This is a genomic window from Pseudomonadota bacterium, assembly GCA_013285465.1.
Classification (GTDB): domain Bacteria; phylum Pseudomonadota; class Alphaproteobacteria; order Micavibrionales; family CSBR16-224; genus CSBR16-224.
This window is the reverse complement of the sequence record CP053449.1, coordinates 430,001-450,920: the sequence shown is the minus strand read 5'-3', so window position 1 is coordinate 450,920 and position 20,920 is coordinate 430,001. Positions and strand designations below refer to the sequence as shown.

Below are 20,920 nucleotides of genomic sequence, written 5' to 3'. Positions count from 1 at the left end.
GACCCATGAAAAATCCCGCCTCCGGCGCGCAGACAATGACAGCCATTGTTGAAGACATTATCAAAGCCACAGAGGAAACCATTATCCTGATGTGCCGTCCCGACGCGCCTGCCGGTTTTGCCGCCGGACAATTTGCTTATCTGCAAACAGAGGCCATGGAAAAGCCGCGTCCCTATTCCATCGCCAGCGCCGAAGGTGATGCGCTGATCAGCTTTCACATCAAAACCGCCCCTGCAAGCCCTACGACAGAGGCTTTCGCACAGCTAAAACAAGGCGACAGCCTGACTATAGATATGCCGCATGGGAAAAGCCGTCTGGAAAAAGACGCGGATACCCCGCTCATTGCCATTGCCGGCGGTGTCGGTATTGCCCCCATACATTCGATCATCACCACGGCACAGGCGCATAACCCCGCACGCCCCGTACATCTTTACTGGGGATGTAATACGGCGGATGAGCTGTATCTGCATGATCTGTTCCGCGGACTGGATAACGCCAATCCGCATTTTCTCTACACGCCCGTATTGCTGCGCCCGCATCAGGACTTTGCCGCCGGGCTGGTCGGCGAACATATTGAACAAGCGGCACATGACTGGAAAAATACCGATATTTACCTTGCCGGCCCCAAAGGCATGATGCTGCACACGCTCGGCATCCTCGAAACGCTTGGCGTTCCCGAAGAAAGAGTGCATTACGACAGGTTCTGGTAAAATCGAAAAATACTTTAGGCCGTCAGGTCGAAATTGAGAAGATCATTCTTCTCCATATCTTCCTCATACATTTCCACCTCGTCATCAGTAAAGCCGAAATGGTTGCCGATTTCCTGCAAGATCACGCGATTGACGACTGTGGTCAGGTCTTCGCCCGTTTCACACCATAAATCCAGAATGGGACGGCGGAACAGGCGCAGCGTATCACGGCGGTCTTTATGGGCGGCAAGATGGCCGATAGCGGCAGGGCCTGCGCTTTCGTAATAGCCGAGGATGTCGTAGGGCGTATCCAGTTCGAGCTCCTGCTCGATATAGGCATCGGGGAAATCTTCGACAATGATCTTCAGCTTGCCGATATATTTTCCAAGCCCGTCCGGCAGTGCGTCAACAATGGATTTTGAAAGTGCTTCAAGATCCTCCAATGTCGGAGGCTCCGTGTAACTCATTATAATTCCGCGGTTTTCCAAGCCTATCTCCTCCTAAGAAATCTTTCCCGTTTTCAGGTTTGACACCCTTTTGTTGCAATCGTGAAAAGACCCGACTAATCTGCTTCGTAATATTCAGTATAACCAGACGAGAAGAAAATGAAAAATGGAAAATAAACTTTCAGAAGAACAGCGCAATGATTTCCTGTCAAAACATCCTGACTGGACCCATGACCCCGCACGGGATGCGATTAAAAAAACTTTCAAATTCAAAAACTTCAGCCAGGCATTCGCGTTTATGACGCGGGTTGCCATGAAGGCGGAAAAAATGATCCATCACCCTGAATGGTTCAATGTTTATAACCGTGTCGAGATTACATTGACGACCCATGATGCGGGCGGCTTATCGGAAAAAGATATAAAAATGGCGGAGTATCTTGAGAAAATCGCCTGATTAAATCAGACCGGCAGAGCGGTTATCACCTGTTTGCGTCTCGTCTTCCTCCCGCGGTGCCTCATAAGGCTTGGGCACGACGCGCTCTTTCGGGAAAACCATTTTGACAGTCGTGCCTTTCTCTTTCTGGCTGGCGATCATAAAACGGCCTCTATGGAGGTCCACCAGCGCCTGAACGATAGACAGTCCCAGCCCCGTTCCCGACGTATCACGATCCAGCTCCGTCTCGACCTGACCGAAGGGCTGCATTGCTTTCGCCAGCTCTTCTTCCGTCATGCCGACACCTGTATCGGTGATTTCAACCATCATATGTTCTTCCGGATCAATAGAGACAGTGATTCCGATTTTGCCGCCGGGCGGTGTAAATTTCACACAGTTACTGACCACATTCATCAGCACTTGTTTCATCGCCAGCTCTTCCGCAAAGATATTCGGCAGGTCTTCCGGAATGGAGGTGTCAACGCGCAGCTGCCCTTCTTTTATTTTATGATCCAGCAAGCTGAGGACGGATTGGATAATCCGCGCCATCGGGAAAGATTTTTCCTTCAATTCGCGGTCGCCGATTTCAATCTGTGACAATTCCAGAATATCATTGATGATATTCAGAAGCTGTTTGCCGCTGTCATGAATGTCTTGCGCATATTCTTTATAAACATCCTGTCCGATCGGTCCCATGACTTCGTTACGGATAATCTCGGAAAAACCGATCACCGCATTCAGCGGCGTGCGCAGCTCATGGCTCATATTCGCCATAAATTCAATCCGGGCCTGGCTGGTTAATTCCGCCTCCAGTTTGGCACTCTTCAAGGCTTCATCGGCCGCACGGCGCGATGTGACATCCCATAAATTCCCCTCGAAATGTTTTACTTCATCATCACTGCCGTAAACGGCACGCAGATTTTCCAGTACCCATATCGTACTGCCGTCTTTTTTATAAACCTCGTGTTCCACACCAAAGACTTTACCATGCTGCGCAACCTGCAGTTCCAGAACGGCACGTTCATGCGGATCAACATAGATCTGGTCGCGGATGCTGGTAATCGCCTCTTTCAAATCTTCGGGATCGGCATAGCCGAGAATATCGGCAAATGCCTGATTAACACTGACGAATTTTCCTTCGGGCGTCGCCTGATAAATCCCGTTCAGCGCGTTTTCAAACATTTCCCGGTATTGTTTTTCAGCACTGTCATGCGCAAGTTCGGCTTTTTTACGCTGTTCAATATCGGTAATTGTTCCGACCACGCGGGAGCCGGATTCCGACATGCGGATCATGCTGAAACCCAGTTCGACAAAACGGAAATCACCGCTTTCCGTTTTCATACGTGCCTCGCGGCGGTACGATCCGCGGTCACCGCTGGTAAATCCCTGAAACAGCTCTTTATGCCGTCCCAGATCGCTTGGGTGCAAATAATCAAACAGATTTGTATTGATCGCATAATCCGCTTCGGCCTGCATAATGTCGCGCCATTTATCATTCAAAAACAGGATTTTCCCTGTTTGATCGGTTTCAAAAATCACATCCGATACCGCATTGATAATACTACGGTATTCCCATTCGCTTTTCTGAAACTCCGTAATCAGCTTCTGCCGTTCCGTTTCACGGTTCAACAGTTCCGTGTTCTTGCTGGACAGCGCTTCGGAGATATGCGCCAGCTGCCTTTCCTTCAAATAGCCGCGGTGAAGCAATACCCCGCCTGCACCGATACAGAGAAAGCCCAGTACAAGCCCCGCCCAGGGCAGAACCGTAAAGACACGGTAAGCGGTTGTCGGCGGTGCAAGAATTTCCGTTTCCCAGCTTTCACCGGCCATAACAATCCCCTGACGCAACCTCATTGGCTTAAACAGCCCGCCGCTCCCTTGATTGTCGCCGCCATGGCGGAACATCTCGTTTTCGCTATGCGGTGTGAATAAAGCCAGCCCGCTGACCGGTGCGACCCCGTTTTCAACTTGCTCGAGGGCAAAAAGCTTTGAAATTTCCGGCAGTAAAATCAGAAAACCGTAATTACCCGGCTTATACTCATATGCAAACAGCCAAGGCAAAAGCCCCTTGATTTGTTCCGGGTCTTTGAAATTAGACGACGGCAGCACCGGAGACAGCATATCCATATCCAGTACGGCACGGTTCTGCCCAAGCTGCGCTTTTTCAACCAGTTTTTTATGGAAGCGGCTTAAATTTCCTTCGGTAAATACTTCCCTGACATTATAGCGGGAAAATGAATCCATCTGGCGCCATTTTCCATCATAGGGAGAAAACCAAAGCAGTCCTTGTGCCAGATTACCCTTATCCAGCATGTCCCAGATGAAGGTGGTGTCCTTTTTATCAAGTGTATCGCCGGAGGCGATCAGATAATTATTCAGATGCTCTCCGATGACTTCCAGATCACGGACATTTTCTTGCGCAGATTGCAGAAAAGCATGTGCAATTTTTTGCGTTTCCGAGGATTTCAGATCCTGCATGAGGAGATAAATAACGGCAAAAAAGATTAAAACAACGCTGAGCCCCTTGAGATAGAAGCCGAGAACGTCGCTATAGCCGGCTTTACCGGACACAACGGCAGCACTGCCCCGCACCGGCCCGGAAGGCGGGGGGCCTGTTTTTCGTGCTTCTGCCTGATGCTGCTCCGCCATTTAAAGCTTTCACTCTGATTCCACTTAGATAAACACCCCTGTCCACTAGAAACAGGGGGCGTATTTTTAACAGTACCAAGAAATAGATAAAATTTTATTAAAATCTTCAGATATTGGCGCAAGGCACTGTTTTTACAGTTTTTATTGAAAAACAAGAGGTAGAACACCTCTTGTTAAAACAGTTTTCACATTTCTGCCGTCCCGGCAAAGGAAGAAATGCTTAAAAATTGACATCCGGCGCTTTTTGCACGGCTTCCGCTTCGGCTTCGGGAAGTTCGAAAAACGCCTCATTCTTAAAGCCGAAAGATGCGGCAAACAATACCGCCGGGAATTGCTGGATTGCCGTATTCAGCTCGCTCGTCGCATTGTTGAAGAAGCGGCGCGCCGCGGCAATTTTGTTTTCAAGGTCAGACAGTTCCGCCTGCAACTGCTGAAAATTCTCATTGGCTTTCAGTGCGGGATAATTCTCGGCAACTGCCATCAGTTGCATCATTGCCGCACCTAATACGCCTTCTGCAGCCGCACGGCCTTCAATGCCGTCATCGCGGCTTTTCATGGCGCTGGCACGCGCCTCCGTCACCTGCATGAAAACTTTATCTTCGTGCTTTGCATAGGCTTTTACCGTTTCCACAAGATTGGGGATAAGGTCATAACGCTGTTTCAGCTGTACATCAATATCGGAAAAGGCATTCAGACGCTTCTGACGCAAAGCCACCAGACGGTTGTAAATAACAATCAGTAAAAGCCCGATGGCACCGACTATAACCAGCAAAATCACCAAAGCATTCATAATATCCCTCGTTTCCCTGTAAATTTTTCGCAGAAGTGATTAATTGCCGGTACCGCATCCCGGCTTCGGCTTCCATGCCGTCACCTGCTTTTTGCCTTCAAAAAGCTGTTCTTCCGTCAGATTGGCAGAGACGCGGACACGCGCGATAATCGCGTTGTTTTTCATCTCGCCCGATGGCATATTCATCGCCGCCAGTGCAAACCATTGATAGGCTTTCACGTGATTCGCGCGGAAATTGCCAAGTCCTTCATAATTGATACGCCCCAATTCCATTTGCCCTTCGGGCGACCCGCATTCCGCAGCCTTTTGATACAGATTAATCGCGCTGTTCAAACGCGCGGGGATACCTGTCCCGAATTTCTCGTAATAGCGCGCCAGAGGTACAAAGGCCGGAACATAGCCCTGATCCGCCGCTTTCCGCAGCCAGGCAATCGCTTCGCGGTCATCTTTTTTGACGCCGCCCTTGCCTTCCGCATACATTTTTCCCAGACGGTATTGTGCGCCGGGGTGGCCGTTTTCGCTGGCTGCCCGGAAATACCAGACAGCAGCATCTTCCGCCGTCTTATCCAGACCGGGAATATCGCTTTCATAAATGCGGGCAAGGTTATAGCGGGCATCGGCATTGCCCTGATCCGCTGCCAGCATATACCATTGTACTGCCTGCATGTAATCCTGCGGAACGCCCATACCGCGGCGATACATATAGGCCAGCGCCATTTGTCCGAAAACATCGCCTTGACGTGCGGCATATTCATACCAGCGCAAAGCTTCCTTATAATTTTGTGCAACACCTGCGCCACGCAGATACATCGTGGCCAGATTATATTGTGCGCGGACGTTATTTTGCATGGCCGCCTGCTCGTACCATTTCGCGGCAAGCGCCTCGTCTTTCTGATAGCCGCGGCCAAGACGCAGCATTGTCGCAAGGTTATTCTGCGCAATCGCATCCCCCCGCCGCGCCGCAATCGTGTACCATTTAAAGGCTTCCGTATCATTTTTCTGAACACCTTTTCCGGCGCTATAGGCATAACCCAGATAGCTTTGCGCAGGCAGATAATCCTGTTCCGCCGATTTCCGGTACCATGAAATCGCGCCATAGGGGTCACGACCGACACCTTCGCCAATATCCATCAGATAGGCCAGATAATATTGCGCACGGGCATCGCCATCATGCGCCAGACGCAGGAAATGCTTCCCGGCAAGTTCGTTATCGCCTTGAGAAAACGCGCGCAGCCCTGCGTTAAAGCTGGGTTGAAAACCGCCTCTGATCATCTGCTGTTGTGCCAGCGCAACCGGAACAGCAACAAAGTAAACGGCAACAAAGGCCGCCAACAAGACAAGCAGTGGGTTATAACTGTGTTTTTGGCTGGTCATACTATTTTATTGTTTTACCCGCATATTCGCTTTGAATTCCGGCGTTTAAACCTTTTGGCCACAACCCGTTTTTTCAAAACGCCTTCAGTTGATGAAAGCTTCCAATGAAAATATTATGACGGCAGGGCAAAAAGGTCTAGTGAATTATCACGAAAAATTATTCCGCCATACCGACAGCAGCCATATAAAGTTCGAGAAGTTCATTTTCTTCCCGTCTTTTTTCCAGTTCCATTTTGCGCAGGGAAATCATTTTACGCATGATTTTCGGCTCAAAACCCACGGCTTTGGCCTCTGCATAGACTTCGCGGATATCCTCGGACAGAGCTTTTTTCTCTTCTTCCAGCCGTTCAATCCGTTCGATAAATGATTTCAATCTTTCCCCCGCAACCCCTGCCGTATCTGAAGGTGCCGCAGCTGTCATCGTTGCCGTCGTCATATTTTTCTCTCCTTAAAAAAGAGTTGCTCTGGTAATTGTTTTAAACATCAGAAAATGCCCTGTCTTCCTGCCTTAGTCAAGCATCGGCACAGGAAAAAATAAAAAACGCTTAAAAAGCCGTCTATCTATTTGAATTTTATTTACGAAATTGTGCCATACTGGTTTTATTACCCGCATATTTATCTTTAACAAGGGGCATATGGACAGCACAGGGCAAAACCGCTATGATAAAATAACTGACAGGGAGACGTTTTCTTTCCCGACCGATGGTTGAGCGCAGTCGCGTCTTTAAAACAAACCGTTTAGGAATTTTTTGATATGCACATGCACGACAGGCTTAAAACCTTCAGGCATTTGTTTGCGTTTGTAATGACCGCATGTTTTGTTGCCGCGTTTTTTCCGTCTGCCGCCCATGCCAACAGCCGCTACGCCTCGATCGTGGTCGATGCAGGCAGCGGCAAGGTCTTGAGTGAACGCCATGCCGATAAAAGCCTGCATCCGGCCTCTCTGACAAAAATCATGACTATTTACATGGCTTTCGATGCCCTGAAAAGCGGCAAGCTGAAAATGCGCCAATATTTGCCCGTTTCGCGGCACGCGGCCAGTATGGTGCCATCGAAACTGGGACTCAAACCCGGAACGTCGATTCGGGTTGACCATGCCATTGCCGCGCTGGTGACAAAATCCGCCAATGATGTCGCTGTTGTTCTGGCGGAAGCCATCGGCGGCACGGAATCGAATTTTGCCCGCATGATGACGGCCAAAAGCCGCACCCTCGGCATGCGGCGCACCGTCTTTAAAAACGCCTCCGGTCTGCATGATCCGCAACAGGTCAGTTCGGCGCGGGATATGGCGGTGCTGGCGCGGTCTTTGATGTATTATCACCCTGAATATTATAAGTATTTCAGCCTGCGCGAATTCACCTATGCCGGTGTGACATATAAAAACCACAATCACCTGATGGGAACCTATGAAGGTATGGACGGCATCAAAACAGGCTATGTCCGCGCTTCGGGTTTTAACCTTGTTGCCTCTGCCGTGCGTGACGGGCACCGCCTGATCGGTGTTGTGTTCGGCGGAAGAACATCAAAAACACGTAACAATCATATGGCCATGCTGCTGGATAACGGCTTTGCCCGGGCAGACCGTTTGCAATTGGCGCAATGGCAAAAAGCACCGCCGCTGCCGTCCCGCAAGCCGGTGACACCGAAAATCGAACTGGCGGCTTTGGATACCGCCGTGGAAAAGAACTTTGGCGCCCAGCCTGCCGACCACAATGCGCAATTCGATATGATGGGATTGATTACGGGTGAAGGCGATATTGATATAGAGACACGGAAAAGCGTCAGCGCCATCGCCGAAACAAAGGCAGGGCTGCGCCCTGTCGCGAAAAAAGCCGCACAAACCGCAGATGATCCGGGCTGGCAAATTCAAATCGGTGCCTTTACCTCGAAACAGGCGGCGGAAAAAGCTTTGAACAAAACGATCACCACCTTGAAAACACCGCGGGAGCAGAAAATTCTTCCCCGCGTCCTGCCGCTGCACACCCAGCGCGGCACGATTTACCGCGCCCGTATCACCGGCTTCAGCCGTGACAGCGCCGTGCAGACATGCAGCAATATCAATAACTGCATCATTGTCGCCGCAGCACAGTAAGATTCAGCATCCCCATGACCTCCCCCGAAATAACAACACATGTCTTCATTAGCGGGCGCGTGCAAGGCGTCAGCTACCGTTACTGGACGGTCACCGAAGCCCAAAGCCGCGAACTGAAAGGCTGGGTCAGAAATTTGCGCGACGGACGGGTTGAAGCCCTGTTTCACGGCGCAAAGGAAGCGGTGGACGATATGGTCGCAGCCTGCTATAAAGGACCGGTTCTAGCACGCGTGAGCGATATCAGCGCAACAGAAGGGGAATATGATGGCAGCGAAAATTTTGAACAGAAGCCGACAATATAAACCGGTGATTGCCGTCGCTATTGCCGTTTTGTTTCTTTTCCCCCATTCCGCCTCTGCCGAGACACCGCCCGGTGTACAAACACCTCCGACAATGAAAGCCGGACAAGGGAATTACGGCTATTTCCGCATGGAAAGTGATCCTCCTCCCGCAGCGGCACCGTCCAATGCTGAAACAGCCCCGCAACAACAACCGGAAAACCCGCCGCCATCATACGGGTTAAAAAACGCCGTTGCCGGTGAAAACAGCCCTGTTTCCGGCGCAGCCGTCCCGCCCAAAACGGGGGCAATGGCACCCTGGGGGGCGGATGCCGGCTTGAAGGTCGCAGAAACGCAGATGATGGCCGGACAATATGCACAGGCTGTGCAAACATTGAAAAAAGTCATGTCACGCGAATCTTCCAATGCCGATACCCAAGCCTATCTGGGGCAGTGCTATTTTCATCTGGGCATGATGGAAGATGCACGAAAAGCCCTTGACCGGGCGCTGATGGGGAACCCCCATCATATGGGCGCACATCTTTATATCGGGCTGCTGCAGTTAAAAGAAGGAAAGCGCGACCTTGTCATCGAGCGTCTGGCCGCATTACGCAGTCTTTGCCAAGGCGGTATCTGCGAAGAGGAAAACTACCTCTCCGACCAGCTGAACAATACAAAACCTGTTGCCCAAACCGCAAAGGAAGAGGCACGCGGCCGTAAATGGCTGTTCTGGAAAAAAGACTGATGTCTTTTAACGTCCGGGCTTTTTAAGCTGTTTTTTACTCTGTTTCTTCTTGGCAGGAGCGCTTTTTGCCGTTTTCTTCTTTTTGACGCCTGTTTTCGCGGCCGCCGCTTTTTCTTTTTCCTGCGCCGCCTCTGCTTCCGCCACAGCGGCTTTTTTTGCCGCAAGACGGTTGAAAGGATTATCACGCACGCGTTCGGGCTTATCCAGATCCATCGCCGTCCAGACCACCATATAGGCCTTACGGGTATCACTATAGTCTTCGTCACTTAATGCCCGCAGCGACTCATCAATTTTTTTATACAATGCCGGCGCACGGTCACCCATAATTTCAACACTGCGGGCAATACGCGCCAGATGCAGGTAGAAAATCTGTGTCGCGTCGCGGTCTTCGCACAATTCCTGAAAACGTTCGGAATAGGGGGACAGGCTGCACAACTGCTTTAAACTGCGCATGCATTCCTTCATATTGAGGCTCTCGCTCCAATATGCGGCATCACTCTCCACCGGTTGTTTTGAATTTTCCGAACGTTTGAACATTTCAAGCGTATTAACGCTTTTCAAATGCTCTTCCAAACGTTCCGATCGACGGTAAACCATACTTTCCTCTCCTCAGGCAAAAGTCTTGATACCATTTCCGAAACAGTAATCACCACCCTATAAATTGTCAATAAAAAATTGACATAACTTGGTATTTTTATTATACTTACTGCGATAGTTACGGCGATTAAGGACACCCTGATATATGAGTTGTTATTACTCCAGCAGCAAGATTAATAATCTGAAAAGCGACTTTGACCGCTTTGCGCAGGATATGCGCCGGAAAATGGCTGCTGCCGAACTGCCGGAAAGATTGCAGGAACTGGCACAATCCGGCATCGGCGGCTATCACGTCACCGATAAGGACGCCGTCACCTATGTGAAGACCTCCGACACCTATCCCTTGCGCCTTTATGAATTTGATTTTGAATTGCAAATGGCCACAATTATGGTTGTCAAAGACCGCCGCCTGATCGGTGTCGAAAGCAAAAAGCTCAGCGAGATGCCGCCGAAAATGGTGCAAACGGGCCAGCAATTGTTACAAGGGCACCAGCAAGCCCATAAAATCGATACGCCCCGCAACATCATCCGCAGTAAGCGAGGATAACAATGTCCTGCGACGCCTATTATTACATTCGCCGCGCACAGGAAAATATCGACGAATTGCGCGATGATATGCGCCGTTCCTTTAAAGAACAGGCAAAAAAAATTGATGCGCAGCGCGTAGAGATGCCTCCTGTCGCCGCCGATTTTAAACAATCAGGCCACAAAGAGCGTTATAGCGCTCTTGACGACACGACTGCACTCTATTTCCGGCGTGTCGACGATAACACACTGCGCATGTATGAACTGGATTTCAGCCTGTCTATGGCCACAATTTCGACCATTCAGGGCAATAGCGTTACCGCGACCGAAACCAAAAAGCTCAGCGAAATGCCGCCCAAAATGGTCAAAGAAGCGCAAAAATGCCTTCCCGGTACCGGGGGACGCAATGACAATACGGCCCGGCATCAGGTAAAACGGCGCTAGATTTTCTAAAATATAAGCCGCATAATATCTCTTGAAGAATAAAGAGAGATCCGCCCTTTATGCCGAAAATATCCTTTTACGCCCTCTCCCTGCTGAGTATGTTCTGCCTGCTGGTTTTATGCGGCAGCGCGCCGGTTTTCGCTGCGGATGATAGTGATACGGCAACGGATGTGCTGGAAATGGCCTATGATGATGCCGCCGCAATATTGCTGGATATTTCCCCCTTTATGGAGGCGGAAATCCTGCTGGGAACCTGCCGCGAAAAAGGCGTTGCCGATACGCTGACCTCCCTGCTCTCCGAGCGGCGCGGGCTGAAAATTACCGCACTGCTTGACGAATATCTTGATACGCGGCAGGAACAACTCGCAGAGATCGGCGGTTACGGTGAATATAAAGCCGCGCTGATTCTGACCGCCCCGGCGAAAGAACGCGGCTTTTTTATCGGTTATCTCAGCGGTATTCAGGCGCTGGGAGAAACCCAGCAAAGCACGCTTTGCGATGAAGGCATGTTTCTGGCCGACACGCTGTTTCGCAGTCACTGACCCGCCGCCAAATTGACATAAAAATAAAAATACGCTATAGTCACCGCCTTGTACGCTAATAACAACGGATGGTGCATAGCATGGCGCAAGAACCGCTTCGCAAAAAAATCGCCCGCAAAACGGATAACGGCTTTGCCGCTGCCGCTTTTGTTTTGAGTGGTATGGCCGCGCTTGGCACGGCCACCTTCACCGTTATGGATACTGATATGGATATGGAACACAGCGCCCAGCGGGAGGAGGTTCTGCAAGTTCTGGATCAGCGCATGGATCGTCTGGAAAACCTGATGGCGGAAAACAGCAGCCTGCAGCAGGAATTTGATATGGCCGCACTGAATAACGATATCAGCAAGCGCCGCAGTCTATCCACGCAGATTGATAAGAACGCAAAAACCATCCGTTGGCTTAGTCAGGAATATGCCTCTGTTATGCTTCGCTCCGATGCTATCAATGAAGAGGATTTTCGCGACGTTGCCGAAAGGTTTCAACAATCCGGTTTTGACAAGCAAACCGCAATTGTGATTGACCCCGCCTATGCGGAATGGCGGAACGAGGCACGTGCAGATCTGCCTCTAAACCCGCAATTCCAAGATTACGTCGATATGTCCCGCGAGATGCGTGATATGGATGGAAACCAATCCGGCGCCGGTGCCATCGTCGGACTATTCTCCGTTTTTCCGATGATCTTTGTTTTAATGGGTGTTTCCTCTATAATGGATAAATGGAAACGCCTGCCGAACCTTCCCGACAGGCCCAAGAAACCGTCACGTCTGGGAACAATGATCCGGCGCGGGCGCAAACATAATCACTGATTTCATTCTTATGGCTGACAATACCGAGAAATCCTATCACGCGCATTTACGCGACATTTATCACGGCGAGGAATTCGGTGTTGTCATGTTCCGGACTGCAGCGGATGCCGTGAAAGACGAGCGGATTAAAGAACAGTTGCTGGTTTTGAAACAGCTGGAAGAAAGCGTTATCCGGCTATTGACACCGCTGGCGGAAAAACACGGCATCCCCAAAGCCTCCGACTCCTATCTGGCACGCGCCGTGCAAACCGGACAAGAGCTTGGCACGAATGACTGGACGAAAGAGCTGAAAAAAATGGCGAAGCTGGTGAATAACTGTATTGCCGATTATGCCGCTGCTGTCCCGCTTGCCCCGCCTGACGAACAGGAACGCATCCGCTTTGCCGTTGCCCATGAAGGGGTGATCGGTCAATTTATCGCAAAAGAACTGGCCGGACAGGACGACCCGCTGGCACCTGTGACGGATTTTATCGCGGCCCTTAACAATATCGCGCCGTATCAAGAGGATGTTTAAAGAACGAACATAAAGAAGATCCATGCCGCGCCGATTGTCCAAAGCGTAACGACGAACATGACGGCGCCCATTTTCTGCTTTTTCGAGACTTCGATTTTTGCATTACGCGCTTTGATTTTCAGCTCTTCCAGAATTTCCGGCGGAATCATCGCATAAAGAATATAGACGGCCGGAACCAGCAGCAGAATATCATCCAGATAACCGAGTACCGGAATAAAATCCGGTATCAGATCAACAGGGCTGAGCGCATAAGACAGAATGCAAAGCGCAAAAATTTTCAGCCCTGTGGACAGGCGCTTATCTTTTCCAATCAGATAAACGGTCAGAACATCATTGCGTACACGGCGCAACAATCTGTCGATACGGGTTTTCGGTTCCGCCTGCTCTTCCGGTTTCTCCGGCACTGTTTCCGGCTCTTGTTCCGGCTGCACAGCATTACTTTTTTCCGCTGCCGTTTCCTGAATATTCTGCTCTGGTTGCTGTTCCATATGATTTGTTCCTTCAGCGCATAAACTGTCCCTGCCGTTTATGATATAGGACACAAAGAGAAAAGGGAATGAAAAGAAAAAAGCGGCTTAACGCTTTGGTTTACCCGTATTGCCGCCTGCGCGCTTCTTCTTATTCGCGGCGGAGGAATTTTGCGGCTTATCTTTTTTGGCAGTAGAGCCATCCGTCTTTGCCGTATTCTTGGCCGCTTTCTTTACAGAGGCTTTCGCATCTTTTTCGCGCTGGATGCCTTCTTCAATCAACCGCTTCGCATCATCGGCATCACCCCAGCTGCCGACCTTCACCCATTTGCCGGGCTCAAGATCTTTATAATGTTTGAAAAAATGCTCAATCTGCTCGCGCTTGATCTTGCTGAGATCTTTATAGGATTTTATTTCTTCCTGATCGGGCAGAAGTTCATCAACCGGTACGGCGATGATTTTTTCATCCATCCCCTGCTCATCTTCCATGATCAGCACACCGATTGGACGGACGCTCATCACCGCCGTCGGGATGACAGGCGTATCGCCCAGAACCAGAATATCAACCGGATCGCCATCCTCCGACAATGTGTGCGGAATAAAGCCGTAATTGCCGGGATAACGCATCGCGGTATACATGAAACGATCCACAAACACAGCACCGCTGTCCTTGTCGATTTCATATTTTACGGGATTGCCGCCCTTCCCGTTTTCAACAACGACATAAACTTCATCCGGCGGATTCGTGCCAACTGGAATTTTTGAAAGATCCATTTTTTCTGTCCTGTTTTTATTCTGCCCGTTTATATCACGGCGACCTGTCGTTTTGATAACATAATTCATTATAGGAAAAGGGGGAGCAACTTTCAAACAAAAAGCCCGCGGGAACAGAAAGCGCTTGCGCCCGTTTCCTTCAAAATGGTTATATACTGAAAAAACAATGAACGACAGTAAAAAGCGGCAACTGAAATAAAATGAAACATGCCACCCGCCTTTTAATCGGCTCTTTTAAAAATATTTCCGCACTACTTCTCGGGATTGCTTTGCTACAGGTGGCAAGCGGGTTGCAAGGCACTTTGATCGGTTTACGTGCTGCCATTGAAGACTTTTCAACCATGATGATCGGTGTCTTCATGTCGATGTATTATGCGGGTTTTCTGGCAGGTGCGCGCTATGCGCCCCGTATCATCGGCGGGATCGGACATCCGCGCATGTTTGCAGCGATGGCTTCCATCTCCTCGATTACCATTCTGTTCCATTTTATCAGTATCGACCCTTATGTCTGGATGGTGATGCGCGCCGTCAACGGCTTTGCCTTTGCCGGCCTGTTTGTCGCAGCGGAAAGCTGGCTGAATGACATGGCGCGTCCACGCGTCCGCGGACAGGTCGTGGCTATTTACATGACCATTCAGTATCTGTTTCTGGCATTCGGTTATAATCTGGTGAATATGGCGCAGCCGACGGAGGCCTTTCTTTATATTCTGGTCTCCATCCTGATTTCCGCAGCTCTGTTGCCCGTCTTGCTAACCACGCGCAAAACGCCGCATTTTTCAACACCCGAGCTTTTTCCGATTAAAAAACTGTTTGATACCAGTCGCCTGAGTGCCATCGGTGCCATCAATATGGGGCTGACACATAGTATCATGTTTACGATGGGCGTGATTTATCTGCAGAGGATCGGACTGGCCACTGCCGATATCACATTACTTCTCTCCACCTTCATTCTTGCGGGTGCCTTATCGCAATGGCCCGCAGGAGCATTATCCGACCGCGGCGACCGCCGTGTTGTCATCTGCGGCTTATCTTTTTTATCGGCGGTGTCCATTGCGGGTGTCGGCTGGTTTGTCGAAACGGACCGTCTGATTGCCGCCGTTTTCATGGCTGCCTATGGCGTGTTTTTCCTGCCGCTTTACGCGATGATTCTGGCCTATATGAATGACAAACTGAAGCCCAGCCAGATGGTCTCGGCCAGCGCGACGCTGTATATTTTTTACGGCGTTTCTTCGGTTATCGGGCCGTTGCTCTGCGCCTTTGTTATGAATGTCTACGGCATGCAGAGTTTCCCTGTCTCGTTAAGCGTTCTGCATCTTTTGTTTGGACTCTATAGCATCTGGCGCATCACTATCAGCGAGGCTGTACCCTCAGCGGAACAAGGAACTTATCTGCCCGCCATGCGTATGCCGGTCGGTGTCACACCCCTGCTGAAAACCATGATCAAAACCGCACAGGAAAGCATGACGCCGAAGATCAAGCGCAAGACAGCTGCCAATATAACAGAAGAAAAAACAGCGCAGAAAAGCAAAAAATCCACGCGTTAAAGCAGCGCCTTTTTTACACAGCACCATGCCGCAGTTTTCTGCACAACATTCAGGCTTGCCATTGCCGGGCTGGTCGAGGGCAGACGGGTCAGCGACAACCGCGCCTGTATTTCCTGCGGCAAATCAGGCTGCACACGTTTCAGAAATTCCGTCTCGGCCTTGCCGCCATTAAAGAATATATGGTGTATTTGTTGGTGCCTGCGCAGAAAAACGTCAAAATCATTGGTGACGATGCTGTCATTTTTGATGGCGCTGTCCAGACTGCCCGGACGGGTGCAATGCTGCAGGACATCCCAAAGCGCAATGCGGTTTTCCCGCAGCAGCGCCGTTTTTTCCTGATAATTATCAAAGCCTTGCACGCCGAATAATACCGCCATCACCGGCCAAAAGGCATTGCGCGGATGCGCGTAATATTCACCGGCCTCCAGCGATTTTACGCCCGGCATCGCACCCAGAATCAAAATCTGCGCATCATCTGCAGCCACAGGCGGAAAGCTTGTTACGCGGCTCATCTTCCTGTTTCCTTACACCAGATAAAGCACAGCCAAAAGCACCCAGCCCGTCAGCCACAATGTTTCCAATGTCATCAGCAAAACGGGCTTCAATCCAAGCGTCAGCAGTTTTTGCAAATGCGATTTCACACCGATGGCAGCGATCGCAAAGACCAGCGCAAAACGCGACAATGTTGCCGTTGCGTCTTTTAAAACAGGGGGGATATCCACCAAACTGTTCAGCAACATCAAGGCAAAGAATCCGATCAGGAACAGCGGCAGTCCCGGCACTTTTCCCTCTCCGGCTTCCGCATGGCGCTTTCTGAACCAGAAGAGCAGCGCCATCACCACAGGCACCAGCAGACTGACACGGACAAGCTTGGTCAGCGTTGCCAGATCGCCCGTCCCTTCCGATACGGAATAGCCCGCCCCGACGACCTGCGCCACATCATGGATTGCGCCGCCGAAAAAAATGCCCGCCTGATGTTCATCCAATCCGAAAAAAGACGCAACCAGCGGATACAGTACCATTGCCGCAGTGGATAAAGCCGTCACGCCGATAATCGCCAGCACGGTTTCCTGTTCCTTGCTTTTATGGTTGGGAAGGACGGCGGAAATTGCCATTGCCGCCGAAGCGCCGCAAATGCCGACCGCCCCGCCGGTCAGTATGCCCAGCTCGGTCCGCAATTTCATCCATTTCGCCAAAAACACGCCGAGAAAGATTGTTGTCACAATGCCGGAGACAATCACCGCCGCCATCGTCCAGCCCAAAGCAAATAAATCCTGAAAGGCAATGCGGATACCCAAAAGCCCGATTCCAAGGCGCAGAACCGTACGCCCTGTCCAGTCAATACCCGGCTGCAGATTGGAGCGCGCATGCAGAAAAGAGAGTGCAATACCGAACAGCAAAGCAAACAGCATCACCGGCGCATCATAGTGGTTGCCTACTCCTTGCGCTGCTAGACCGACAAGTGCCGCCAGCAGGAATCCCGGGGAAAGTGTTCTGATTTGCGTGATCATCGCGCCACCTTTATTGTTCTTATTCTTTGCTATACGGACATTCATAAAGAAAAAAGGGAGCCCGAAAGCTCCCTTTTAAAATCTTGTTTTTGTGACCTGTTTTTCTCTTAGAAACATATGCTTGGAAGAGTCGGCAACGACCTACTCTCCCGTGCCTTAAGACAAAGTACCATCGGCGCAGAGGCTTTTCACGTCCGAGTTCGAGAAGGGATCGGGTGTTTCATCCTCGCTATAATCACCGACTCATCCAAACATATGTGTCTTTGATCAAAACAGGGGTTTTGTCATCGCGTATTGCACACGGGCATTCGCGATCAAAAATTCTTTTGTACAACCGCTTTCATTTTGCGGTCTTATCGCTGCGCGTGAATTTGCTCTTATTTATCTTCCGAAGAAAATAAGTAAGCGCGGTCAATTCAAGCCAATCGAGATATTAGTACCAGTTAGCTTCATATGTTACCATACTTCCACACCTGGCCTATCAACGTGGTAGTCTTCCACGACTCTGATAGGGAATACTTGTTTTGAAGGGGGCTTCCCGCTTAGATGCTTTCAGCGGTTATCCTGTCCGTACTTAGCTACCCAGCGGTGCTCCTGGCGGAACAACTGGTACACCAGTGGTACGTCCACCCCGGTCCTCTCGTACTAGGGGCAGCTCTCCTCAGTATTCCAACACCCATGGCAGATAGGGACCGAACTGTCTCACGACGTTCTGAACCCAGCTCACGTACCTCTTTAAATGGCGAACAGCCATACCCTTGGGACCTGCTCCAGCCCCAGGATGAGATGAGCCGACATCGAGGTGCCAAACACCGCCGTCGCTGTGGACGCTTGGGCGGTATCAGCCTGTTATCCCCGGCGTACCTTTTATCCGTTGAGCGATGGCCCTTCCATGCGGGACCACCGGATCACTATGACCGACTTTCGTCTCTGCTCGACTTGTCAGTCTCGCAGTCAGGCTGGCTTATGCCATTACACTCTACAGTTGATTTCCGACCAACTTGAGCCAACCTTTGTGCGCCTCCGTTACTCTTTGGGAGGCGACCACCCCAGTCAAACTACCCACCATACAGGGTCCCGGATCCGGTTTCACGGACCTCGGTTAGACATCAGACTTAACAAGGGCGGTATTTCAAGGGTGGCTCCACACGAACTGGCGTCCATGCTTCAAAGCCTCCCGCCTATCCTACACAAGTCAAATCTAATGCCACTGTAAAGCTGTAGTAAAGGTGCACGGGGTCTTTCCGTCTAACCATGGGAACTCAGCATCTTAACTGAGAATTCAATTTCGCTGAGTCTATGCTGGAGACAGCGGGGAAGTCGTTACGCCATTCGTGCAGGTCGGAACTTACCCGACAAGGAATTTCGCTACCTTAGGACCGTTATAGTTACGGCCGCCGTTTACCGGGGCTTCAATTCAAGGCTTGCACCTCTCCTCTTAACCTTCCGGCACCGGGCAGGCGTCAGACCCTATACATCGACTTATTCGTCTTAGCAGAGTCCTGTGTTTTTGATAAACAGTCGCTACCCCCTGGTCTGTGCCCCCAACTAAAAGTTGCCTTCTAGCTGGGCCTCCTTCTCCCGAAGTTACGGAGGTAATTTGCCGAGTTCCTTCAGCATAGTTCTCTCAAGCGCCTTGGTATACTCTACCTGTCCACCTGTGTCGGTTTGGGGTACGGTCTTAATGATGGGGCTATTTCCTGGAAGTCCTTCGCAGCATCTCCAATCCAATAAGGAAATACTACTTACAGCCTTCGTCACTCTCCATCTGGCCTAGGAATATTAACCTAGTTCCCATCGACTACGCCTTTCGGCCTCGCCTTAGGGGCCGGCTTACCCTGCGCGGATTAGCCTTGCGCAGGAACCCTTGGACTTTCGGCGAAAGAGTTTCTCACTCTTTTTATCGCTACTCATGTCAGCATTCTCACTTCCGATACCTCCAGGCAACCTCGCGGTTACCCTTCACAGGCTTACGGAACGCTCCGCTACCAGACCATAGTAAACTATGGAATCCGCAGCTTCGGTACATTGCTTGAGCCCCGGTACATCTTCGGCGCAAGAAGTCTTAATATTTAGATCAGTGAGCTATTACGCTTTCTTTAAAGGGTGGCTGCTTCTAAGCCAACCTCCTGATTGTCTTGGACTTTTCACTTCCTTTTACACTTAGCAATGATTTAGGGACCTTAGCTGGCGGTCTGGGCTGTTTCCCTTTCGACCATGGACCTTATCACCCACAGTCTGTCTGCCGTGCTGTACTCTACGGTATTCGGAGTTTGGTTAGTATTGGTAAGGCTCGCGCCCCCCGCAACCATCCAGTGCTCTACCCCCGTAGGTAATCACACGACGCTCTACCTAAATAGATTTCGCGGAGAACCAGCTATTACCCGGTTTGATTGGCCTTTCACCCCTAATCACAGGTCATCACAATCTATTTCAACAGATACGTGTTCGGTCCTCCAGTAAGTGTTACCTTACCTTCAACCTGCCCATAACTAGATCACCGGGTTTCGGGTCTAATCCATGTAACTTATTCGCCCTATTAAGACTCGCTTTCGCTACGCCTCCACCTATCGGCTTAAGCTTGCTACATAGACTAAGTCGCTGACCCATTATACAAAAGGTACGCGGTCACCCCTCAAGGGGGCTCCCACTGCTTGTAAGCATTCGGTTTCAGGTCTGTTTCACTCCCCTTATCGGGGTTCTTTTCACCTTTCCCTCACGGTACTTGTTCACTATCGGTCGTATGAGAGTACTTAGGCTTGGAGGATGGTCCCCCCATGTTCAGACAGGATTTCACGTGTCCCGCCCTACTCGAGGATCCTACGACTTTCTACCTATACGGGGCTATCACCCACTTTGGCTAGTCTTTCCAGACTATTCTAGTTCTTATCGTAGGACCACTGGCCTGGTCCCCGTTCGCTCGCCGCTACTAAGGGAGTCTCGGTTGATGTCCTTTCCTCCGGGTACTGAGATGTTTCACTTCCCCGGGTTTGCTTCCTTAACCTATGTATTCAGTTAAGGATACCACTAATGTGGTGGGTTTCCCCATTCGGAAATCCGCGGATCAATGCTTATTGGCAGCTAACCGCAGCTTAACGCAGCCTATCACGTCCTTCATCGCCTTCATACGCCAAGGCATTCACCAAATGCTCTTATTAAACGCTTGAATTGAAATCACGCGCAGTGACAAAACCGCTTTTTTGCTTGTTGTAACACAAACAAAAGCACGCTTTCGACGCCTGCAAATGATCTCGGCAGCACAAATTGAATTTTTGGTCATTCGTTATATTATCAGTGTGCTTTACTGATGACAAAACCTATTCACAATATACAAGAACCCCGGAGTTATTTGCTTTTGGCAAAAAATTCCGATCATCTATGCGCCGTTTCCGGTTCATAAACTTCTTAAACTCACTGTTTTTATCCAAGTGAACTTAAGAAGTTAATGGTGGAGCCAATCGGGATCGAACCGACGACCTCCTGAATGCAAATCAGGCGCTCTCCCAGCTGAGCTATGGCCCCTTATCCATCAAACTGTTCAATGGTGGGCCTGGAAAGACTTGAACTTTCGACCTCACGCTTATCAAGCGCGCGCTCTAACCAACTGAGCTACAGGCCCCTTGAAAAAACACTTAGCCTGAAACCAGTAGGCAAAATCCGGCCTGATTTCCGGCGCAGATAATTGGTAAAAAAAAGA

Annotated in this window: 21 protein-coding genes, 2 tRNA genes and 2 rRNA genes; 11 read left to right on the top strand and 14 right to left on the bottom strand. The window is 50.3% G+C overall.

The genetic code is table 11. The features are described 5' to 3' along the window. The first annotated feature begins 5 nt into the window (after window positions 1–5). Window positions 6–710 carry a hypothetical protein gene (locus HND56_02270; GenBank protein ID QKK04581.1) on the top strand — a complete coding sequence of 235 codons (705 nt, stop codon included), beginning with the start codon at window positions 6–8 and terminating at the stop codon, window positions 708–710. 14 nt (window positions 711–724) lie between these two features. Here the strand turns inward: HND56_02270 and HND56_02265 are convergent, their stop codons facing one another. Next, entirely contained in the window at window positions 725–1,156 is a 432-nt protein-coding gene (locus HND56_02265) for a metallopeptidase family protein (GenBank protein QKK04580.1), read from the bottom strand. Window positions 1,157–1,301: 145 nt separating this feature from the next. On the opposite strand from HND56_02265, the gene HND56_02260 reads away from it, so the two are divergent. Continuing rightward, window positions 1,302–1,589, top strand: a complete 288-nt coding sequence (locus tag HND56_02260) for a 4a-hydroxytetrahydrobiopterin dehydratase (protein ID QKK04579.1) — start codon at window positions 1,302–1,304, stop codon at window positions 1,587–1,589. Here HND56_02260 and HND56_02255 read toward each other — a convergent pair whose 3' ends face one another. From HND56_02255 to HND56_02240, 4 genes are all read right to left on the bottom strand, one after another. After that, on the bottom strand, window positions 1,590–4,217 hold the full coding sequence (locus HND56_02255) for a PAS domain-containing sensor histidine kinase (GenBank protein QKK04578.1): 2,628 nt from the start codon (window positions 4,215–4,217) through the stop codon (window positions 1,590–1,592). Between the two features lie 220 nt (window positions 4,218–4,437). Continuing rightward, entirely contained in the window at window positions 4,438–5,007 is a 570-nt protein-coding gene (locus HND56_02250) for a LemA family protein (protein ID QKK04577.1), read from the bottom strand. A gap of 39 nt (window positions 5,008–5,046) precedes the next feature. Further along, a complete protein-coding gene (locus tag HND56_02245; GenBank protein QKK04576.1) occupies window positions 5,047–6,381 on the bottom strand; it encodes a sel1 repeat family protein in 1,335 nt (444 codons plus the stop codon). A 157-nt stretch (window positions 6,382–6,538) separates the two neighbouring features. Beyond that, window positions 6,539–6,802 carry a DUF2312 domain-containing protein gene (locus tag HND56_02240; GenBank protein ID QKK06524.1) on the bottom strand — a complete coding sequence of 88 codons (264 nt, stop codon included), beginning with the start codon at window positions 6,800–6,802 and terminating at the stop codon, window positions 6,539–6,541. A gap of 333 nt (window positions 6,803–7,135) precedes the next feature. Between HND56_02240 and HND56_02235 the strand changes: the two genes are divergently transcribed. Genes HND56_02235 through HND56_02225 form a run of 3 tightly spaced genes read left to right on the top strand, consistent with a single transcriptional unit; the run spans window position 7,136 to window position 9,496 of the window. Beyond that, entirely contained in the window at window positions 7,136–8,473 is a 1,338-nt protein-coding gene (locus tag HND56_02235) for a D-alanyl-D-alanine carboxypeptidase (protein QKK04575.1), read from the top strand. A 14-nt stretch (window positions 8,474–8,487) separates the two neighbouring features. Next, on the top strand, window positions 8,488–8,775 hold the full coding sequence (locus HND56_02230) for an acylphosphatase (protein ID QKK04574.1): 288 nt from the start codon (window positions 8,488–8,490) through the stop codon (window positions 8,773–8,775). Further along, a complete protein-coding gene (locus HND56_02225; protein ID QKK04573.1) occupies window positions 8,738–9,496 on the top strand; it encodes a tetratricopeptide repeat protein in 759 nt (252 codons plus the stop codon). Before HND56_02230 ends, HND56_02225 begins: the two co-directional genes overlap by 38 nt. A 6-nt stretch (window positions 9,497–9,502) precedes the next feature. On the opposite strand, the gene HND56_02220 is transcribed toward HND56_02225, so the two are convergent. Further along, the gene (locus HND56_02220) at window positions 9,503–10,093 is read right to left on the bottom strand and encodes a hypothetical protein (GenBank protein QKK04572.1); all 591 of its coding nucleotides are present in this window, start codon (window positions 10,091–10,093) and stop codon (window positions 9,503–9,505) included. Between the two features lie 145 nt (window positions 10,094–10,238). Here HND56_02220 and HND56_02215 point away from each other — a divergent pair, with 145 nt between their 5' ends. The 5 genes from HND56_02215 (at window position 10,239) to HND56_02195 (ending at window position 12,927) form a co-directional block, all read left to right on the top strand. Next, window positions 10,239–10,640 (top strand): hypothetical protein, encoded by a 402-nt coding sequence (locus tag HND56_02215; GenBank protein ID QKK04571.1) that lies wholly within the window; start codon window positions 10,239–10,241, stop codon window positions 10,638–10,640. A 2-nt stretch (window positions 10,641–10,642) separates the two neighbouring features. Beyond that, entirely contained in the window at window positions 10,643–11,062 is a 420-nt protein-coding gene (locus HND56_02210; GenBank protein ID QKK04570.1) for a hypothetical protein, read from the top strand. 59 nt (window positions 11,063–11,121) lie between these two features. Then, window positions 11,122–11,604: a hypothetical protein gene (locus HND56_02205; GenBank protein QKK04569.1), complete on the top strand. Its 483-nt coding sequence runs from the start codon at window positions 11,122–11,124 to the stop codon at window positions 11,602–11,604. An 80-nt stretch (window positions 11,605–11,684) separates the two neighbouring features. Next, window positions 11,685–12,413, top strand: coding sequence for a hypothetical protein (locus HND56_02200; protein QKK04568.1), 729 nt, complete (start codon window positions 11,685–11,687; stop codon window positions 12,411–12,413). 10 nt (window positions 12,414–12,423) lie between these two features. After that, window positions 12,424–12,927 carry a hypothetical protein gene (locus HND56_02195; protein ID QKK04567.1) on the top strand — a complete coding sequence of 168 codons (504 nt, stop codon included), beginning with the start codon at window positions 12,424–12,426 and terminating at the stop codon, window positions 12,925–12,927. Here HND56_02195 and HND56_02190 read toward each other — a convergent pair. Together HND56_02190 and ppa are read right to left on the bottom strand one after the other, a co-directional pair. Further along, window positions 12,924–13,415, bottom strand: a complete 492-nt coding sequence (locus HND56_02190; protein ID QKK04566.1) for a DUF1232 domain-containing protein — start codon at window positions 13,413–13,415, stop codon at window positions 12,924–12,926. The genes HND56_02195 and HND56_02190 overlap by 4 nt on opposite strands. A gap of 87 nt (window positions 13,416–13,502) precedes the next feature. Continuing rightward, window positions 13,503–14,168, bottom strand: coding sequence for an inorganic diphosphatase (gene ppa / locus HND56_02185; GenBank protein ID QKK04565.1), 666 nt, complete (start codon window positions 14,166–14,168; stop codon window positions 13,503–13,505). Window positions 14,169–14,368: 200 nt separating this feature from the next. Here ppa and HND56_02180 point away from each other — a divergent pair, with 200 nt between their 5' ends. Continuing rightward, a complete protein-coding gene (locus HND56_02180; protein ID QKK04564.1) occupies window positions 14,369–15,712 on the top strand; it encodes an MFS transporter in 1,344 nt (447 codons plus the stop codon). Here HND56_02180 and HND56_02175 read toward each other — a convergent pair. The 6 genes from HND56_02175 to HND56_02150 form a co-directional block, all read right to left on the bottom strand. Continuing rightward, window positions 15,709–16,224, bottom strand: coding sequence for a DNA-deoxyinosine glycosylase (locus HND56_02175; GenBank protein ID QKK04563.1), 516 nt, complete (start codon window positions 16,222–16,224; stop codon window positions 15,709–15,711). The genes HND56_02180 and HND56_02175 overlap by 4 nt on opposite strands. 12 nt (window positions 16,225–16,236) lie before the next feature. Beyond that, window positions 16,237–17,223 (bottom strand): putative sulfate exporter family transporter, encoded by a 987-nt coding sequence (locus tag HND56_02170; protein ID QKK04562.1) that lies wholly within the window; start codon window positions 17,221–17,223, stop codon window positions 16,237–16,239. A gap of 128 nt (window positions 17,224–17,351) precedes the next feature. Then, a 5S ribosomal RNA gene (gene rrf / locus HND56_02165) occupies window positions 17,352–17,466 on the bottom strand. A gap of 162 nt (window positions 17,467–17,628) precedes the next feature. Next, window positions 17,629–20,395, bottom strand: a 23S ribosomal RNA gene (locus tag HND56_02160). A gap of 274 nt (window positions 20,396–20,669) precedes the next feature. Then, a tRNA-Ala gene (locus tag HND56_02155) sits at window positions 20,670–20,745 on the bottom strand. Between the two features lie 20 nt (window positions 20,746–20,765). Then, a tRNA-Ile gene (locus HND56_02150) sits at window positions 20,766–20,842 on the bottom strand. Between the last annotated feature and the right edge of the window lie 78 nt (window positions 20,843–20,920).

Coding starts and splice junctions, on each gene's coding strand:
- HND56_02260 (QKK04579.1), top strand. CDS start 1,302: ATGGAAAATAAACTTTCAGAAGAACAGCGCAATGATTTCCTGTCAAAA.
- HND56_02215 (QKK04571.1), top strand. CDS start 10,239: ATGAGTTGTTATTACTCCAGCAGCAAGATTAATAATCTGAAAAGCGAC.
- HND56_02265 (QKK04580.1), bottom strand. CDS start 1,156: ATGAGTTACACGGAGCCTCCGACATTGGAGGATCTTGAAGCACTTTCA.
- HND56_02255 (QKK04578.1), bottom strand. CDS start 4,217: ATGGCGGAGCAGCATCAGGCAGAAGCACGAAAAACAGGCCCCCCGCCT.
- HND56_02240 (QKK06524.1), bottom strand. CDS start 6,802: ATGACAGCTGCGGCACCTTCAGATACGGCAGGGGTTGCGGGGGAAAGA.
- HND56_02245 (QKK04576.1), bottom strand. CDS start 6,381: ATGACCAGCCAAAAACACAGTTATAACCCACTGCTTGTCTTGTTGGCG.
- HND56_02210 (QKK04570.1), top strand. CDS start 10,643: ATGTCCTGCGACGCCTATTATTACATTCGCCGCGCACAGGAAAATATC.
- HND56_02205 (QKK04569.1), top strand. CDS start 11,122: ATGCCGAAAATATCCTTTTACGCCCTCTCCCTGCTGAGTATGTTCTGC.
- HND56_02175 (QKK04563.1), bottom strand. CDS start 16,224: ATGAGCCGCGTAACAAGCTTTCCGCCTGTGGCTGCAGATGATGCGCAG.
- HND56_02230 (QKK04574.1), top strand. CDS start 8,488: ATGACCTCCCCCGAAATAACAACACATGTCTTCATTAGCGGGCGCGTG.
- HND56_02220 (QKK04572.1), bottom strand. CDS start 10,093: ATGGTTTACCGTCGATCGGAACGTTTGGAAGAGCATTTGAAAAGCGTT.
- HND56_02180 (QKK04564.1), top strand. CDS start 14,369: ATGAAACATGCCACCCGCCTTTTAATCGGCTCTTTTAAAAATATTTCC.
- HND56_02225 (QKK04573.1), top strand. CDS start 8,738: ATGGCAGCGAAAATTTTGAACAGAAGCCGACAATATAAACCGGTGATT.
- HND56_02270 (QKK04581.1), top strand. CDS start 6: ATGAAAAATCCCGCCTCCGGCGCGCAGACAATGACAGCCATTGTTGAA.
- HND56_02195 (QKK04567.1), top strand. CDS start 12,424: ATGGCTGACAATACCGAGAAATCCTATCACGCGCATTTACGCGACATT.
- ppa (QKK04565.1), bottom strand. CDS start 14,168: ATGGATCTTTCAAAAATTCCAGTTGGCACGAATCCGCCGGATGAAGTT.
- HND56_02190 (QKK04566.1), bottom strand. CDS start 13,415: ATGGAACAGCAACCAGAGCAGAATATTCAGGAAACGGCAGCGGAAAAA.
- HND56_02250 (QKK04577.1), bottom strand. CDS start 5,007: ATGAATGCTTTGGTGATTTTGCTGGTTATAGTCGGTGCCATCGGGCTT.
- HND56_02235 (QKK04575.1), top strand. CDS start 7,136: ATGCACATGCACGACAGGCTTAAAACCTTCAGGCATTTGTTTGCGTTT.
- HND56_02170 (QKK04562.1), bottom strand. CDS start 17,223: ATGATCACGCAAATCAGAACACTTTCCCCGGGATTCCTGCTGGCGGCA.
- HND56_02200 (QKK04568.1), top strand. CDS start 11,685: ATGGCGCAAGAACCGCTTCGCAAAAAAATCGCCCGCAAAACGGATAAC.